The following is a 16,149-nucleotide window of genomic DNA, read 5'->3' on the forward strand; positions in this document are numbered from 1 at the left end:
ATAATAAATAGTTTAATTAGAAGTAATAAAAGGAGGAGGAGAAGATTTGGTCAAATTTTTTGCTGCATACATTCTTTTATCAGCTGAACGAAGTATTTCCTCAGCAGTAAGTGATGAATGTGATGTTGTTTGTATGCCATAAGAAATAGCAACATGATTATTTTGTACAGGAATGTTTAATTCCAGAATATTTTTGCGAATTTTCTCAGCAGTTTGCCGGGCTTTTTTATTATCGGTATTGGTAAGACAAATAACAAATTCATCACCACCATAACGGGCAACCCAATCCAAATCTTCACGAATAGATTTTTTCATTATATCGGCCACACTCTTTAAGGTCATATCTCCTGCTAAATGGCCATATGTATCGTTTATAAGTTTCATATTGTTTATATCGATAAAAATAATTGATATAAGCTGATGCTGTGCAGCAGCTTTGACAATGTCGACAGGTAAGCGATCATCAACAAAACGACGGTTATATACTTTAGTTAAGTGGTCCATTATTATCATATTTGTCAGATTATGAACAATTAGTCCCATTTTTTGTCCGATATTATAATCGCCATGCCCCAGCAGCATACTGTCAGTAGCATTTTTTAATAGTTCTAAAATTATCGGTCCATCTTCACTGTCAATAGGCAAGGCCGTAACCAACATTATTATACTGGTGCTTTGTTCAAGTTTTATATAGGTGCGGTTTTCATGAAAAGCCCTAACAGAAATACAGTTATCACAGATTTTTCCATTTTGCCAATAGGCATAACAAATCTTGTTGCTCTCGTTTACTTTGTGACCGCTGTATTCAAGGACGCGTTTTTTTACTGGATCGACTAGGCGTACGATATCGTACATTTTATGAAAAAATGGTAAATTCTTTTCCAAAGTATCAAAATTTATTGGCTTAGGCATATTATTCACCTCAAATTGACTGTAAACATAAAGGGTTGAATCATTTTATTAAAAAAATGCCGAAATTAAAGTTATTTATTAGTTTTATCCAAATGTTTATTTCTGAGCTGACCACAGGCGGCATCAATGTCTGTGCCCATTTCTTTACGTAAAGTAACATTTATATGATGATTTTGCAAAAAGTCAGTAAAAGTCTTAATGCGCTTTGAGGATGGACGTCTAAAGCCGCGCTCCACAACGGAATTTAATGGTATAAGGTTAACGTTAGCCAGCTTATGTGATAATAAATTGACCAATTGTTTGGCTTGTAATAAGTTGTCATTAATATGATCGATCAATATGTATTCATAAGTAATCCGTCGTTTTGTTTTTTCGGCATAAAAATCAGCGGCCTGTATGACTGATTGTAGTGGATATTGATTGTTTATTGGCATTAAGTGCGAACGCAGGACATCATCCGGAGCGTGCAAGGATATTGATAATGTCAGCGGTAAATTTTCTTCGGCTAATTTTTTTATCATGGGAACTATACCTGATGTGGATATAGTGATATTGCGGTAACCGATATTCATGCAATATTTTTCATGTACCAGATGAATGAACTGGATAACATTATTATAGTTAAGAAGTGGTTCACCGCTGCCCATAATTACAATATTATTTATATGCTGCCCTTCTTTGGCAACAATGGCCTGGCTTTTCATAGCTTGTGCCAGCATTTCACCGCTTGTTAAATCACGTTGAAAACCATGCAGCGTCGAGGCACAAAAACCACAGCCTAATTTACAGCCGGCCTGTGAAGAAATGCAAATGCTATTACCGTAGCTTTGCCGCATTAATACAGTTTCCACTGCTGTTTTATCAGCGAATTCAACTAAAAATTTGCTGGTTTGTTTATCAATAGAATTCTTTTGAATAATTATTTTACCACAATCAATAGAGAATATTTTTGGTAATTCTTCTCGCAGCTTTAATGACAGATTAGTCATCAAAGAAAAATCGTAGATATTTTTCTGATACAGCCATTCTAAGATTTGTCCGGCACGAAAGGCCGGCATACCAAGTTGTTTTACTTCGTCCTGCAAACTTGTTAAATCAAGGCCAAAGATATTTTTTGTCAATTTTATCCTGCTTTCTTTTTATTGTGCAGCTTATCAATAAATAATAAGTAATTATTTTATTCGTTTTAATCTGGCGATAAAAAAGCCATCAGTATCGTCGTATGGTGGAAGTAGCTGTAGCATATTACCGCGTCCGCGCAGCTGCTGTGGTAAAAACGCATCTATTGGATCAATGCTGAAATCATCATGGGCAGTTAAAAAGCGTTCGATAACAGCTGTATTTTCCCGTTTCAGTATGGTACAAGTACTGTATATAAGTATGCCGCCGTGTTTAACTGCCTTAGCGGCACTTTCTAATATTTCATACTGCAATTGCGGTAATTTTTCTATATCGGCGGCTGTTTTATTCCAACGGGCATCAGCTTTACGGCGCAATACGCCCAGTCCTGAGCAGGGAACATCCGCCAGCACTTTGTCAGCTGCATATTTGTAATCATTGCCCAGCAGCCGGGCGTCGGCAATATTGGTTTTGATATTGTGAAGATTAAGCCGTGAGGCATTGTCTGTAATTAACTTTATTTTATGTTCATATATATCATTTGCCAGAACTGTGCCGGTATTTTCTAATAATGTTGCTATATGAGTGGTTTTTCCACCCGGTGCACTGCACATATCAATGATAAAATCATTTTTCTGTGGATCGAGAACATGTGCCACCAGCATGGAACTTACATCTTGTATTATAGCCTGGCCTGTTTGAAGTTCCATTAAATTTACCAAAGAAGGATGTTTTGTGCAGATAATCCCTTCCTGACATAACGCAGACTGATAACAAGTAAAACCTTTCTGCGTAAGCTGTTCCAGCAATTCAGCCGGATTATTTTTTAAAGTATTGCATCTGAAAGAAAGCGGTGGATCGGTATTATTAAATTGACAAAAGTTTTCAGTTTGTTCTATACCAAATTCATTTATGAGAAGTTTTACCAGCCAGCGCGGGTGCCAGTATTTTAAAGCCAGATAGGAGATTTTGTCATTGGATACTTTATTAAAATCGCATTTATCGCTGTTGCGTGTGATAGCACGTAAAATAGCATTTACAAATTTAACTGTTCCTGGGTGGCCATATTTTTTTGCCAGTTTTACCGATTCATTACAGGCGGCCGATGCAGGAATTTTATCCATGAAAACAAGCTGATAAATTCCCATGCGTAATATTGACCTGATAATTGGATGTATTTTTTTAATGGGTATTTTACTATATTGCTGCAGTATCCATAAAAGTGTGTCACCAGCCTTGATTGTTCCATATACCAATTCGGTGATAAATCGTCTGTCGGTTTCTTTTAGTTCGTGCCGGACAAGATATTTATTTAGAGCAATATTGGCATATGCACCATCATCATATACGGCACATAAAATTTGCAAGGCTGTTTGTCTGGCATTCATTGTGTGGTATCCTCATTTTTTATTATAAATTTTTCAATCATTGTACGTACTTGTGTAAGATCAACAGTAGTGTTGAAACAAGGTCCGTTAGGTCGTATGTTTAAAACTCCCACTGCCGGCAGCGGATATACATCTTGTATGCCGCTTGTCAGATCTCGCTCACAGGCAATTGCCAAAACAAGCTTGGGATGCATTTCTCTAACTAATTTTCTTGCTAAAGTACCACCGGTCACAACTTCAAAATTAAATCCGATTTCGCGTGCCATTTTCAACATAGCACCTATTGTGCAGCGTCCGCATTGATGACAATTATTGATATCATAGGTTATCTTGTATTGACATGCTGCCAGTTGGAGGCAATGGGGTGATATGACAAGTAGTTCATTAGGATGTACACGTAAGGAACGATATTTCATCAAAGTATTATTGAGGGTTATAAAAGATTTTTCTATATTGCGTCGTGAAATTTTTAAAATACGTCCCCATAAAAGTATAAAAGGAAATAATAAGTTAACAGACTGATAAATATACTTATGTCCAAAACTAAATTTGGCTAAGGGAGATACAATTAAAATAAGATCCAGCAATATGATTATTAATATGGTGAAAACTATTATGCAGATGCCTAAAAAGAATGTCGGCAGTCCGACAGAAATTTCACGTAAACCTAAATAACTTATTTTTCCGATGCCTGCTATGATGATAATCAGGAATAATATACTCAGAAACATCAATAGAGGTAATAAGAAATTTGTATTTTTTTTCATGATGTGCTCCAAGCTGAATAATATTTGTCTAAATGAATTCTACCATATTATAGTCATATAACACAAATTATTATCGGTAAGCAGATAATACAGGTTTATTTCATTTCGTGAAGATTCTTATGAAACTGCATACGATAATATCGTGCATATAGTCCGTTGCGATTCATCAAATCGTTGTGATTACCGCGCTCTGAAATCTGATGATCACGAATGACAAGAATCTCATCAGCGTTTTGAATTGTGCTTAAACGGTGAGCAACAACAATTGTAGTACGATTTTCGGCTAAAAGATCTAATGATTTTTGAATATAGCGCTCGCTTTCATTATCAAGAGCACTGGTTGCTTCGTCTAATACCAAAATTTGCGGATTCTTTAAAAAGACTCTTGCGATTGATAAGCGTTGTTTTTGTCCACCAGATAATCGTGTACCACGTTCACCGACTAAGCTGTTATAGTTATCCGGCAGACCCATGATGAAATCATGTATATTAGCACGTTTTGCCGCTTCGACTATTTCATCATCGGAAGCCTCGGGTTTTCCGTAAGCAATATTGGTTTTTATTGTGCCATTAAACATATAGACATCTTGCTGGACAATACCAATATTGTTGCGCAGAGATGTTAATGATACATCGCGTATGTCATATCCGTCAATGTAAATGGCCCCACCTGTTACATCATAAAAGCGAGGCAGAAGTGAGCATATTGTCGTTTTCCCGCCACCGGACGGACCGACAAGAGCAATTGTTTTACCAGCAGTTACCTTAAAATTAATATGCTCTAAAATTTTTTGTTTTTTTTCGTAATAAAACGATACATCATCGTAAACAATATCACCTTTAACACGGCTTAAATCCTTGGCATCAAGTTTATCTTTTATGGTAATCGGGGCATCCATTATTTCAATGAAACGACAAAAACCAGTGTATCCTTTTTGAAATTGTTCTGTAAAATTAATCAGCATGTTTATAGGATTGAGAAAGATACCGATATACAGGGCAAAAACAGCTAAATCGGCCGGCTGTAAAGATCCAACGGCAATTAAATAACCACCTACAGTGAGAACTGCCATATAACTTAATCCAACAAAAATTCCGCCGCCGGCGACAAAGCGTCCCATCGCCATATAACTGGCTGTTTTAGAGCGTAGAAATTCATTATTGCTATGTTGGAATTTGTCATGTTCAATTTTTTCGTTGCCAAATGATTTTACTACCCGGATTCCAGCTAAACTGTCTTGTAGAGCTGAGTTGACATCAGCAATTTTTTTTCGGTTATCCAAAAAGATAGTTTTCATTTTACGATTTTGTTTTATGCCAAAAAATAGCATCAATATCATTATAATAAATAAGATTCCGGCAAGCTGGAAATTTATTATAGCCATGAGGATAAATGCTCCGGTTATTTCTAATAATGCTAAAAATATATTTTCCGGACCATGATGAGCCAGTTCTGATATATCAAATAGATCGGAAACTAATTTGCTCATCATAACTCCCGTATTATTTTTATCATAGTACGAAAATGATAATTCCTGGTATTTTTTAAATAATAAGCGGCGCATCTCACTTTCCATCCGGGCCCCCATTATATGTCCCCAGGTAGTAATATAATGCTGGCAAAAATATCTGATTATATATAAAATAAGCATTGTAACAGCTATTAATAGACAGCTTTCCAGTATTCTACCCTGATTGTTGACAAATAAAACATGTGTTGATAAATAGAGCAGCTGTGGAAATGATAAATCCACAGCTGCAACTAAAGTGGCACAAATCAAATCATAAAAAAATAACCGCTTATGCGGTTTGTAAAACTCGATAAAGCGTTGAAAAATTTCCATAATTACCTCTGATATAAATTTATTCTACTTTTAAACCTTTAAGCTTATCACCAAATAAATCACCCAATGAGTAGGTCATTGGCTGACTGGGTTGTAGTACATCGAGGACAGGCTTCATAATCTGTTTGAATTTAGTTTCATTGCGTGATAATACAAAGATTCGTGCTGTGTTTTCTGCATCCCATAATGCGTCATGCATTCGTCCAACGAATGCTTCTCCCATGGCACCAACGGCAGCATGCAACGTTATCATGCGTTGTAGTCCAAGCATTGAGCAATATTCTTTTTGCAGGTCATACCACGAACACTGCAGGACAGAATACTTTTCCTTAGGTAATTGTTTGAGCTGCATTTCCTGATCAAGCTGCCGGCGGTCATTTTCACTCCATGCATATACAGCTATGGGTTCGGCCAAGTTACAGCAATTTTCCTGCCAATGGCAGAAATTCTGCATGGCTTCTTTAAAAGCTGGAGCATTTTGAACTAATTTATTAGTTACACCTGTCAGTTCCTCATATCGCCGGCCGATAGCATTATATTCAGGTTTTACGTACTGCTGGTATCGGGCTACTTTATTATATTTTTCATCAATGAGAACAGCGCCTATCTCAACAATTTCATTTTTGCAGATACGACGTTCTTTTTTAAACTTGTTTATTATCGGATTCATTTCTAAATCTATGACAATGTATTTCATAACATGACCCTTTCGGTACATTTGCTGTTAGAATAATGAGTTTGTCTGATGCAAATGATTACTTTATATTTTACATCATCTTGTAAAATATGTATATAAATATATGTTTTGATTGGTTAATTACAGTCATATATGAAAAATAAAAAGCTTCGGTTTGGCTGTATATATATTATTTGACAGCCGAATCGAAGCTTAGAATAGATGTTTTTTATAATTTAATGACCTAGTAATGCCAGCATGATACCACCGGAAATGGCTGTACCGAATACACCGGCAAGATTTGGCCCCATCGCATGCATAATCAGGAAATTATTTCTGTTTTCTTCTTGGCCAACTTTATGTGATACTCGTGCAGCAATAGGTACGGATGCTATTCCAGCCGAACCTATTAATGGATTTATCTTTCCCCCGCTGATTTTATTCATGATACGGGCGCAGATGACACCGGAAGCCGTACCAAAGACAAAGGCTGCCAACCCCAATACTATTATAATTAATGTTTGGGCTGTAAGAAAGTTGTCAGCCTTCATTGTGGAGCCTATTGCTATGGTTAAAGTTAAGGTTATGACGTTAAGCAAAGAGTTGGATACTGTTTCCGCCATACGATCCAATAATAAACATTCACGTATTAAATTCCCCAGCATTAACATGGTGATAAGCGGTGCAACCGGTGGCAAGAATAAATTAACAATGATAATGATTACTACAGGGAACACTATTTTTTCTAAACGGGAAACATAACGCGGTTGTTTCATGATTATACGGCGTTCTGATTTTGTGGTTAAAAGGCGCATGACTGGTGGTTGAATGAGTGGCATTAAGGCCATATATGAATAAGCCGCCACTGATATCTGCGGCAATAAATGGGGCGCCAGCTGTACGGTGGTATAAATAGCCATTGGCCCATCAGCTCCACCAATTATACCGATAGAACAAGCTTCGGCTAGTGAAAAACCTAATATTTTAGCACCAATTAATGCAACAAAGATACCAAGATGAGCGGCCGCACCCAAGATGACTAGTGATGGATTGGCAATCATTGGACCAAAATCGGTCATTGCACCAATACCCAAGAAAATCAATGGCGGCAGAATTAATAATTCGACACCTTTATAAGCGTAATAAAACAACCCGCCGGGCTCAGCTAATCCCGAACCAGGTATATTTGTTACTATGCAGGCCAGACCGATTCCCACCAGTAAAAACGGTTCATATTTTTTGCCAATGCCAAGATATAGCATAACGGCGCCAATGAGTATCATTACTATATTCCCCAGTGATATCGATATCAGTCCTGTCTGGGACAGCAGGGCGTTCATAAGCGCACCAAAATCAATCATAAAATCACTTCCTCATATAAGTCAGTACTTGCTTTCTTTTACTTCACCTAATTTATTTATGTATGGGAACAAGTACAATATCCCACCTATTCCGGCAATGAATACAAAACTTAATATAAAATCTATTATGCTTAGTGATAATGCTCCTGTTATATCATCAGACAACATCATATTAATCACCCCTGTTTAGATTCTTCTATGCGTTGATTTGCCAGAAAACGAGTCCGGCGATCTGCATGGTCATATAAATGTTGTTTACTTACGATGCTTCTTTTATGGGTCCCATAGCCAATTTCTCCTTGTTCATCCCATACATCTATATGAAGATCAATTTCATGACCTTCAATAGCCACTATACTGGCTTTGACAGTTACTGTCATACCAAGACTGGTAGCGGCTGTATGAGTAAACTTTATATCGAATCCGATGCTGATAAAATTATCCGGCAGATATTTATCAATCGTCTCCATTGATGCCCGGATTGCCATATCAATTACTGCCGTCGTTGACAAAAATCTGTTAAGATCTTTTGAATAACTGGCAGCTGTGTCGGAACGTTGGACTACTTTTCTCATTATCGAATTTTGTCCAACGGTCAGTAAAGTTTTAGCATCAAACATTTTACTTCCTCCCCTGAAAATACAGTAACATTCCTCTTATACCATGGTTTGTGAGGTTTATTCAGTGCACTTGTTTGGATAATTACCTTTAACTGTAGGTTTATAATAGCATCACTGTCCGATACTGTCGAATACCATAATGTTATGTTGGATATTACTTTTACGCATGACAAAAGCCTGATTTTAAAAGTGTATACAGAACACGTAGATTAATTATTCCTATTATTCTTAAAAATACAATTAATCATAGCAGCTATAACAATTAATCATAATGAATATTTTATATTAGCAGAATGAAAATGCTGCAGTTTTGTAATATAACGAAAACTACAGCATTATGACAGTGAAATATTTGACCAGGTTTACATTTTATGCAGTAATTGTCTTATTGGCAGTACGCGAATAATTAGCAGGCATATGATCAACTCTGGTAATAAATATGAAGCATTAAAAATCAGTGAATACCAGTATGGTGACATACCGGCCGGAGCATAGCTGCCAAAAAAGGCAACTCCAGATATAAAATGACATAAGAAACGGGCAGTGATACCAATCAACACACCTAAGTATATCCTATTTTTAAAATAACCCGCCAGACCAAGTGCCATATAAGGAAGCGGGTAATCAAACAATACTTGTACTGGTTGTAAGATGAAAGGATCTTGTAATAGATTGATCATGCCATAGGCAAAGCCGGCTAAATATCCTCCTCCCGGTCCATAGCGAAATGCTATCAGTAAAAGCGGTATCATACCGCCCAAAGTTACACTGCCGCCTTGCGGCATGTGATAAAGACGCAATAGATGTAATATAAAGGCCAAGGCAAGCATTAGTGCAATATTAATCAGCATTTTTAAATCTATTTTAAGTTTTTTGATATACAAGAATGCCAAGATTAACAGCAATAATCCCAATAAGGAGAAGACACTGGATGGTGAGGCTGCAATAACTGTCAATTTTCCCGATATTTCCGTCATATAAAAATCTCCATTCATAAAATAAAGCAGCGCTTCCTATTCATGGAAAACACTGCTTGGATACGCTTCCCTCCGCTGGTATTATCCAGATCAGGTAAAGGGTTGCAATATTGCTCTCAGCCGCTGGGCACCCCTAGCATTACATTTATTTTTTAAGACTATTTTACTGCAAAAAGGAAACTTTTTCCAGTGCCGGATTATTGAGATGATTATATTGAAAATTTATTTATAGTTTCACTTAATGATACGGCCATCTGTGCCAGTGAGTTAGATGCAGTTTTTATTTCCTGCATAGAGTTTGCCTGGGAGGTTCCGGAAGCTGCCATGCTTTCCAAATTTTTCATATTATCTTCAAAGAAATGTCCCAGTTCCTGTATAGAATCATTGACCTTTTTGCTGCTGTTTTTTTGTTCTTCTGATATAGTCAGTATTTTTTGTAATTGAGTGTTTAATTCTTCAATTACTTCATATATCTTTTTAAATACAGTTACTGTTTTTTGCACTGATTCTACACCGGTCTGAACTGTATGGCGGTTTTTCTCCATGGTGTTGACAGCATTGGCTGTATCGGATTTTACTTCACTGACAATACCGGCTATTTCTTTTGCTGCTTCTTCTGATTGTGAGGCTAATTTAGAAACTTCTTCGGCTACCACGGAAAAACCTCTGCCGTGTTCACCGGCTCTGGCGGCTTCTATGGCAGCATTTAATGCCAGGAGATTGGTTTGTCCTGCAATTCCGGTTATTGTGTCAACAATTTGTTCAATTTGTTGTGATTTTTCACCTAACACGGTTATTACCTCGGTAGTTTTGTCCACATCTGCCTGTATGTCGGTAATTTTTCGCACAACATCATCTGACTGTTTAGAGCCGGTATCAATGATGGTTTTACTATTTTCTACTGATTTAGCTATAGTATCGGCAAATTGAGCTGTTTTTTCAACATTTTCTACCATATTAGTCACCATGTTGATGGAGTTTTTTGACACAGCCATCTTATCTTTTGTACTGTTGACAGTATTATCCACAGTATTTCTGATATTATTGGTTAAAGTTCCCACGGAATCTATTGAAGATGATAATTCTTCTGATGCGGCGGAAACGGTTTCACTGGCAGTAGCCGTTTCGGTGATAACTTGTTTCAGACTGGACAACATTGTATTAAAATGATGGCCTAATTCTTTTATTTCTGAAGTTCCTTCGATCTGTATCTGCTGTCGTAAATCTCCCTGAGCAGTCTTTTGTGCTGCTGTCATCAATTTTTTTAATGGTTTGATGATACTGTCGGCTATTTTGAAAGCTATAATTATACTTATGGCTGTAAAAATCAGAATTAAGATTATTGTAATTATTATATTGTAAAAAAGTGTGTGATAAAAATCGGATACAGGTTGATAAGTAATGACTCCCCAGTTGTAACCTTTTACAGGAGCATAGGTGATCAGACTGTTTTGCTGATCGGAGGATAAGGCAGTAGTGCTGCCGGAATTTCCTTTGAGTAAATCAGCTACATATGATATTTTAGATAAATTTATTTTTTGTTCTATGGCACTTTTATCAGGATGAGCCAGTATGTTGCCTGTTTCATCAACAATATCTACATATCCGGAGGTACCAAAATGAATATTATCTGCAATGTCCCATAAAGCTTTCAGGGAAATATCCGATGATACCACGCCTACAATATCGCCGGCTGTATTTTTTATTGGTGTGGAAATAGTTACACAAAGTGATTTTGTTGTTGCTGAGGTGTAGACCGGGGTTATAAAAGTTTTTCCCAACATTGCATTTTTAAAATAGTCACGGTCGGCTCTATTGCCAACTTTGCCGCTGGAACGGGCAATTTGTTGTCCACTGGTATCTAAAACGGCAATTAATTCTATCTGTGGATGTTTTTTATTAATATCTATTAAAGCTTGCTGCATATTTGCCGGGTTCATGGACTGCAGCGTTGGTATTACGGCGAAACTTTCGTTAATACCCTTATTTACATCAAGAATACGCTGTATTTCGGAAGCCACTTCGGTATTTAACTGTGTATCTGACAGCAGTGCATTCTTTTTTATGGTATTTATTGCGGTAATATTGTTTATTATAGATAATACTATTAAAGGTATACACGCAAATAAGGCCATCAAAACAATCAATTTTTTCTTCAAACTACTTTCCATAAAAATGTCTCCCTTATAATTTTTTATCAGATTAAATTTTAAAATTTATCTAATTAACATAAACAATAACAATTAATGAATATATACTGTATACATTATTGATGTTAGATAAATAATTAATATTAATAGTAACGAATTCATTAATTATCATTTTACTACGCAAACCCCTTCTTTACCAGTATGTAAGAGCAATAATAGATGACAATGAAATGTTTGCTCTGCAATAATACATAGTTATTGATATAAATGTATTTTATATTAGAAAATTTATTAAATACTTATGAATTTACGATATATTAAATCTCTTAAGATAAAATTGAATATATTTATGACTTTTAAGAAAAGAAAAATAATATGAATATATTTTTGTGATATTTTTAATATTTGCAGCCAATTCTTGTTTTATTTAGAATGTTTTCCTGAAAATTGTTGACAAGTCCATTTAAAGTATATATAATAATATACGTTCCAGCGGCGACATAGCCAAGTGGTAAGGCAGAGGTCTGCAAAACCTTTATTCCCCAGTTCGAGTCTGGGTGTCGCCTCCATAAAGAATTCGGAGAGAGAAGTTTTACTTCTCTCTTTTTTTTGAAATATTTTTAGCAGTATGGACAGAAAGTGGTTGTTAATTATGATGTTTATTGCAGATACTGATAAAATTTTTACTGATGAAACATTTAAGCAAAAAATATTAACTGTAAAATTTTTTTATAATGCTTTTTCTATATTAAAAATATTAATTTATTAATATTTTTAATATAGATTAACATGTTGACAAAATTTATTTAATGCTTTATACTTAATTCATTCATAAGCAATGGCGCTGTGACCTTTTGTCGGTCTGGGCGCTTTTTTTATACTTAAAAAGGAGGCGGTAGAATATGATACACCTAAGTGGTGTAAATAAGTACTTTGGTGATAATCATGTGCTCAAGGATATAAATCTGCACGTAAATGCCGGCGAAAAAGTTGTAATTATCGGACCCAGCGGGTCCGGAAAAAGCACGATGATTCGCTGTATAAATCAATTGGAAAAACCGGATAGCGGTGAAGTAGTCGTTGACGGTATCAATTTGACAAAATCTAAAGGACAGCTGAAAAAAATCCGGCAGGAAGCTGCTATGGTTTTTCAACAGTTTAATTTATATCCTCATAAAACTGTCTTGGAAAATTTAACGATAGCTCCCATTCTGGTGCAGGGTAAAAAAAGAACTGAAGCAGAAAAAACCGGATTGGAATTTTTAGAAAGAGTGGGTTTAAAGGATAAGGCTTATGCATATCCGACACAGCTTTCCGGTGGTCAGCAGCAGCGTGTGGCGATAGCCAGGGCGCTGAATATGCATCCTAAAATAATGTTATTTGATGAGCCTACATCGGCATTAGATCCTGAGATGATTAAAGAAGTACTTGATGTAATGGTGGATTTAGCGCACAGTGGCATTACTATGGTATGTGTTACACATGAAATGGGATTCGCCCGTGAAGTGGCCGATCATGTTATTTTTATGGCTGACGGACAGATATTGGAAACGGGAACGCCGAAGGCTTTTTTTGAAAATCCTCAGAATGAACGGACTCAGCAATTTTTGAGCAAAATTCTTTAATTTAATTAGTTTATAATATAAATCAGGAGGTTACAGCTATGTTATTATCAAAGAAAAAATTAACTGTATTGGCATTAACTGCAATGACTACATTCTCCTTATTAGCCGCTGGATGCGGCGGAGAAAGCGCGTCTAATTCGAGTTCTTCTTCCTCAGCTTCAGGCGATATAATGCAGACGATTAAGGATCGCGGTTACATTAAAATTGGGACTAAAGTTGATGTGCCGTTGTTTGGTTATAAAAATCCTGATACTGGTGAATTGGAAGGATTTGAAGTTGACCTGGCTCATGCCGTAGCCAAAAAGATTTTTAACGATCCGTCAAAAGTTGAGTTTACTCCCGTAGTTGCCAAAACCCGTGGCCCATTGCTTGACAGCGGTGAATTGGATGCGGTTATCGCAACATATACGATTAATGATGAACGGAAGAAACAGTATAATTTCAGTGATCCATATTATACTGATCCTGTGGGTTTGTTAGTTAAGCAATCTGACAATATAAATTCTTTAAAGGATTTAAATGGCAAGACTATTGCAGTTCCACAGGGGGCTACAACAAGGAAGGCTGTTGAAGATGCAGCAAAGGCTGCCGGTATTGAAGTGAAATTTGCTGAATTTCCCACTTATCCTGAATGCAAGGCTGCTTTAATGTCGGGCCGGGCAGCAGCATATGCTATGGATACGTCTAATTTGGCAGGTTATGTTGATGATCAAACGAAAATTCTGCCGGATAAGTTTGCTCCGCAGGAATATGGTGCGGCGACTAAAAAAGGTAATGAAGCCTTAGCTAAGATAATAAATGACACTTTTCAAGAAATGAAAGACTCCGGCGAAATGGATAAACTTTTGGCGAAATGGAAGCTTAACAAGTAATGGATGTCAATAATCCGTTTGCAATTTATAAATGGCAGGCGTTGTTTGACGCACGTGATATATTTATTGACGGACTGACTACTACATTGGAAGTAGTAATTGGTGCGCTTATTCTATCAATTATATTAGGAATAATTTTTGGTGTTGCCGGTGTCTTTCCTAATAAGATAGTCAAAGTAATAAATCGCGTATACGTTGAATTTTTTCAAAATACACCACTAGTAATACAAGTAATATTTATTTATAACGCATTGCCGCATATTCATGTGATGATGCCGGTTTTACTTATCGGCATCATCGGTGTGGGACTTTATACCGGTGCCTACATGGCCGAAGCTGTGCGCGGGGCGATCTTGTCGGTTCCCAGAGGGCAGGTTGAGGCAGCTGTGTCACAGGGATTTAATTACTGGCAGGCTATGTGGTATATAGTGTTACCGCAATCAAAAAAAATAATGCTTCCCGCTATGGCGAACCAGGCAATAAATCTTGTAAAAAATACATCTGTACTGGCAATGATCGCTGGTGGAGATTTGATGTATCAGGCTGACTCGTGGTCCGGCAGCAATATGTATTATGGTCCGGCATACGTTGTAACAGGTGCCTGTTATTGGATAATCTGTTTCGCTCTCAGCAAATATATAGGTAAACTTGAAAAGGAAACTGAGGTGTAACGAATGGCAGATTTATTCGAAATGAACAACTTTCTATTTTTAATGGGCGGATTCAAGGTTACCTTGGAAATAGGTTTTTTCTCAATAATATTCAGTGTTGTTCTGGGAACTTTGATTGGCATAGTACGTTATCTAAAACTGCCTTTGCTGGCACAATTAGGCGGTTTGTATGTGGATATAGTGCGTAATATACCGTGTCTGCTGTGCGTATTGATAGCACGGTTTATGACACCTCTGCCGCCAACTATGTCGGGGATACTGGCAATGTCTGTTTTTACCGGAGCTATCATGGCTGAGATTGTTCGTGGCGGAATTAACTCTGTTCCTAAGGGGCAATTTGAAGCTGCACTTTCTCAGGGGATGAACAAGTGGCAAATCGTATACCATATAATTTTGCCGCAGGCATATCGTAATATTATTCCACCTATGGTATCACAATTCACTACTGTAATAAAAGATTCTTCTTTTGTTTGGGCAGTGGGTACTGAAGAACTTACAGGCCGCAGTATGATCTTGATCGGGCGTTATAGTGATACCAGTCATTTGTTTGTTATAATGGGATGTGTGGCTTTGATATATTTCATGTTAAACTACAGCTTATCACTTATCGCCAGATGGGAACACCGCCGGTTGATTGCTAAAAGTTATTAAAAAAGTAATATATTTTTGTTGTATATAAAAATAAGGTCGTTGCATTATGTCACCACCCCCTTATAGGATACTGAATATAACAGGCCTGTAAGGGGGTATTTCTATATCTGAAAAAAGCAGTGTAAATATTCAATAGAAAAATAAATTATCAATATACAAAACCCCAATTTTATACCTGTTAGATTATCATATGAATAAATATATGCCCACTGCATCAACAATGGACTAATGAAATAATTTTTGAAAATTTTGAAGCATGAAATATATCATAACAATCACATTCTACTACTAGAAATAATTTAATGGATATTATAGCTGATTATATAAATTACTACAATAATCGACATCTGCAATGCAGGTCAAATATAATAACACCAATGGTACACCATGATCATTATAGATTGGCATCATAAAAAATATCGCCAACCGATGTCAGGCTGGCGATAGAAAAAATCATTGTTTTTAATTGTTCTCTTAATGGGGAGCATGTCAAAAATTGTAATAATTCTATTTTAC

At 36.5% G+C, this 16,149-nt stretch carries 16 protein-coding genes, 1 tRNA gene and 1 riboswitch; of the genes, 6 read left to right on the plus strand and 11 right to left on the minus strand.

What is annotated here, in order from left to right; all coding sequences use genetic code 11:
- Window positions 1-12 precede the first annotated feature (12 nt).
- The 11 genes from F8M42_RS05310 to F8M42_RS05360 all read right to left on the minus strand — a co-directional run bounded on the left by F8M42_RS05310 (window position 13) and on the right by F8M42_RS05360 (window position 11,835).
- Window positions 13-912, minus strand: coding sequence for a GGDEF domain-containing protein (locus F8M42_RS05310; RefSeq protein WP_182188305.1), 900 nt, complete (start codon window positions 910-912; stop codon window positions 13-15).
- 71 nt (window positions 913-983) lie between these two features.
- Complete coding sequence (gene rlmN, locus F8M42_RS05315) at window positions 984-2,033, minus strand: 23S rRNA (adenine(2503)-C(2))-methyltransferase RlmN (protein ID WP_182188306.1); 1,050 nt, start codon at window positions 2,031-2,033, stop codon at window positions 984-986.
- Window positions 2,034-2,084: 51 nt separating this feature from the next.
- A complete protein-coding gene (gene rsmB / locus F8M42_RS05320) occupies window positions 2,085-3,419 on the minus strand; it encodes a 16S rRNA (cytosine(967)-C(5))-methyltransferase RsmB (protein ID WP_182188307.1) in 1,335 nt (444 codons plus the stop codon).
- On the minus strand, window positions 3,416-4,186 hold the full coding sequence (locus F8M42_RS05325; protein WP_182188308.1) for a DUF116 domain-containing protein: 771 nt from the start codon (window positions 4,184-4,186) through the stop codon (window positions 3,416-3,418). The genes rsmB and F8M42_RS05325 overlap by 4 nt, the downstream gene beginning before the upstream one ends.
- 95 nt (window positions 4,187-4,281) lie before the next feature.
- A complete protein-coding gene (locus F8M42_RS05330) occupies window positions 4,282-6,030 on the minus strand; it encodes an ABC transporter ATP-binding protein (protein ID WP_182188309.1) in 1,749 nt (582 codons plus the stop codon).
- 19 nt (window positions 6,031-6,049) lie between these two features.
- Entirely contained in the window at window positions 6,050-6,727 is a 678-nt protein-coding gene (locus tag F8M42_RS05335) for a 3'-5' exonuclease (RefSeq protein WP_182188310.1), read from the minus strand.
- Between the two features lie 215 nt (window positions 6,728-6,942).
- Window positions 6,943-8,067, minus strand: a complete 1,125-nt coding sequence (locus F8M42_RS05340) for a sodium ion-translocating decarboxylase subunit beta (RefSeq protein WP_182188311.1) — start codon at window positions 8,065-8,067, stop codon at window positions 6,943-6,945.
- 21 nt (window positions 8,068-8,088) lie between these two features.
- Window positions 8,089-8,238 (minus strand): hypothetical protein, encoded by a 150-nt coding sequence (locus tag F8M42_RS05345; protein ID WP_182188312.1) that lies wholly within the window; start codon window positions 8,236-8,238, stop codon window positions 8,089-8,091.
- A 5-nt stretch (window positions 8,239-8,243) separates the two neighbouring features.
- Window positions 8,244-8,687, minus strand: coding sequence for a thioesterase family protein (locus F8M42_RS05350; protein ID WP_182188313.1), 444 nt, complete (start codon window positions 8,685-8,687; stop codon window positions 8,244-8,246).
- A gap of 362 nt (window positions 8,688-9,049) precedes the next feature.
- Window positions 9,050-9,664: an energy-coupled thiamine transporter ThiT gene (gene thiT, locus F8M42_RS05355; protein WP_182188314.1), complete on the minus strand. Its 615-nt coding sequence runs from the start codon at window positions 9,662-9,664 to the stop codon at window positions 9,050-9,052.
- A 50-nt stretch (window positions 9,665-9,714) separates the two neighbouring features.
- Window positions 9,715-9,809, minus strand: a riboswitch (TPP riboswitch).
- 64 nt (window positions 9,810-9,873) lie between these two features.
- Entirely contained in the window at window positions 9,874-11,835 is a 1,962-nt protein-coding gene (locus F8M42_RS05360; protein WP_182188315.1) for a methyl-accepting chemotaxis protein, read from the minus strand.
- 473 nt (window positions 11,836-12,308) lie between these two features.
- Between F8M42_RS05360 and F8M42_RS05365 the strand changes: the two genes are divergently transcribed.
- From F8M42_RS05365 to F8M42_RS13835, 6 genes are all read left to right on the plus strand, one after another.
- Window positions 12,309-12,383, plus strand: a tRNA-Cys gene (locus tag F8M42_RS05365).
- A 333-nt stretch (window positions 12,384-12,716) separates the two neighbouring features.
- On the plus strand, window positions 12,717-13,439 hold the full coding sequence (locus F8M42_RS05370) for an amino acid ABC transporter ATP-binding protein (RefSeq protein WP_182188316.1): 723 nt from the start codon (window positions 12,717-12,719) through the stop codon (window positions 13,437-13,439).
- A gap of 38 nt (window positions 13,440-13,477) precedes the next feature.
- On the plus strand, window positions 13,478-14,311 hold the full coding sequence (locus tag F8M42_RS05375; RefSeq protein WP_182188317.1) for a transporter substrate-binding domain-containing protein: 834 nt from the start codon (window positions 13,478-13,480) through the stop codon (window positions 14,309-14,311).
- Complete coding sequence (locus F8M42_RS05380; protein WP_182188318.1) at window positions 14,311-14,982, plus strand: amino acid ABC transporter permease; 672 nt, start codon at window positions 14,311-14,313, stop codon at window positions 14,980-14,982. Before F8M42_RS05375 ends, F8M42_RS05380 begins: the two co-directional genes overlap by 1 nt.
- A 3-nt stretch (window positions 14,983-14,985) precedes the next feature.
- Window positions 14,986-15,633, plus strand: coding sequence for an amino acid ABC transporter permease (locus F8M42_RS05385; protein ID WP_182188319.1), 648 nt, complete (start codon window positions 14,986-14,988; stop codon window positions 15,631-15,633).
- 302 nt (window positions 15,634-15,935) lie between these two features.
- Window positions 15,936-16,046: a hypothetical protein gene (locus F8M42_RS13835; RefSeq protein WP_407672855.1), complete on the plus strand. Its 111-nt coding sequence runs from the start codon at window positions 15,936-15,938 to the stop codon at window positions 16,044-16,046.
- Window positions 16,047-16,149 lie beyond the last annotated feature (103 nt).

The organism is Pectinatus frisingensis, assembly GCF_014076555.1.
Taxonomy (GTDB): Bacteria; Bacillota; Negativicutes; order Selenomonadales; family Selenomonadaceae; genus Pectinatus; species Pectinatus frisingensis.

Coding starts and splice junctions, on each gene's coding strand:
- F8M42_RS05380 (WP_182188318.1), top strand. CDS start 14,311: ATGGATGTCAATAATCCGTTTGCAATTTATAAATGGCAGGCGTTGTTT.
- F8M42_RS05370 (WP_182188316.1), top strand. CDS start 12,717: ATGATACACCTAAGTGGTGTAAATAAGTACTTTGGTGATAATCATGTG.
- F8M42_RS05340 (WP_182188311.1), bottom strand. CDS start 8,067: ATGATTGATTTTGGTGCGCTTATGAACGCCCTGCTGTCCCAGACAGGA.
- F8M42_RS05330 (WP_182188309.1), bottom strand. CDS start 6,030: ATGGAAATTTTTCAACGCTTTATCGAGTTTTACAAACCGCATAAGCGG.
- F8M42_RS13835 (WP_407672855.1), top strand. CDS start 15,936: ATGGATATTATAGCTGATTATATAAATTACTACAATAATCGACATCTG.
- F8M42_RS05335 (WP_182188310.1), bottom strand. CDS start 6,727: ATGAAATACATTGTCATAGATTTAGAAATGAATCCGATAATAAACAAG.
- F8M42_RS05350 (WP_182188313.1), bottom strand. CDS start 8,687: ATGTTTGATGCTAAAACTTTACTGACCGTTGGACAAAATTCGATAATG.
- F8M42_RS05325 (WP_182188308.1), bottom strand. CDS start 4,186: ATGAAAAAAAATACAAATTTCTTATTACCTCTATTGATGTTTCTGAGT.
- F8M42_RS05360 (WP_182188315.1), bottom strand. CDS start 11,835: ATGGAAAGTAGTTTGAAGAAAAAATTGATTGTTTTGATGGCCTTATTT.
- thiT (WP_182188314.1), bottom strand. CDS start 9,664: ATGACGGAAATATCGGGAAAATTGACAGTTATTGCAGCCTCACCATCC.
- F8M42_RS05375 (WP_182188317.1), top strand. CDS start 13,478: ATGTTATTATCAAAGAAAAAATTAACTGTATTGGCATTAACTGCAATG.
- F8M42_RS05385 (WP_182188319.1), top strand. CDS start 14,986: ATGGCAGATTTATTCGAAATGAACAACTTTCTATTTTTAATGGGCGGA.
- F8M42_RS05310 (WP_182188305.1), bottom strand. CDS start 912: ATGCCTAAGCCAATAAATTTTGATACTTTGGAAAAGAATTTACCATTT.
- rsmB (WP_182188307.1), bottom strand. CDS start 3,419: ATGAATGCCAGACAAACAGCCTTGCAAATTTTATGTGCCGTATATGAT.
- F8M42_RS05345 (WP_182188312.1), bottom strand. CDS start 8,238: ATGATGTTGTCTGATGATATAACAGGAGCATTATCACTAAGCATAATA.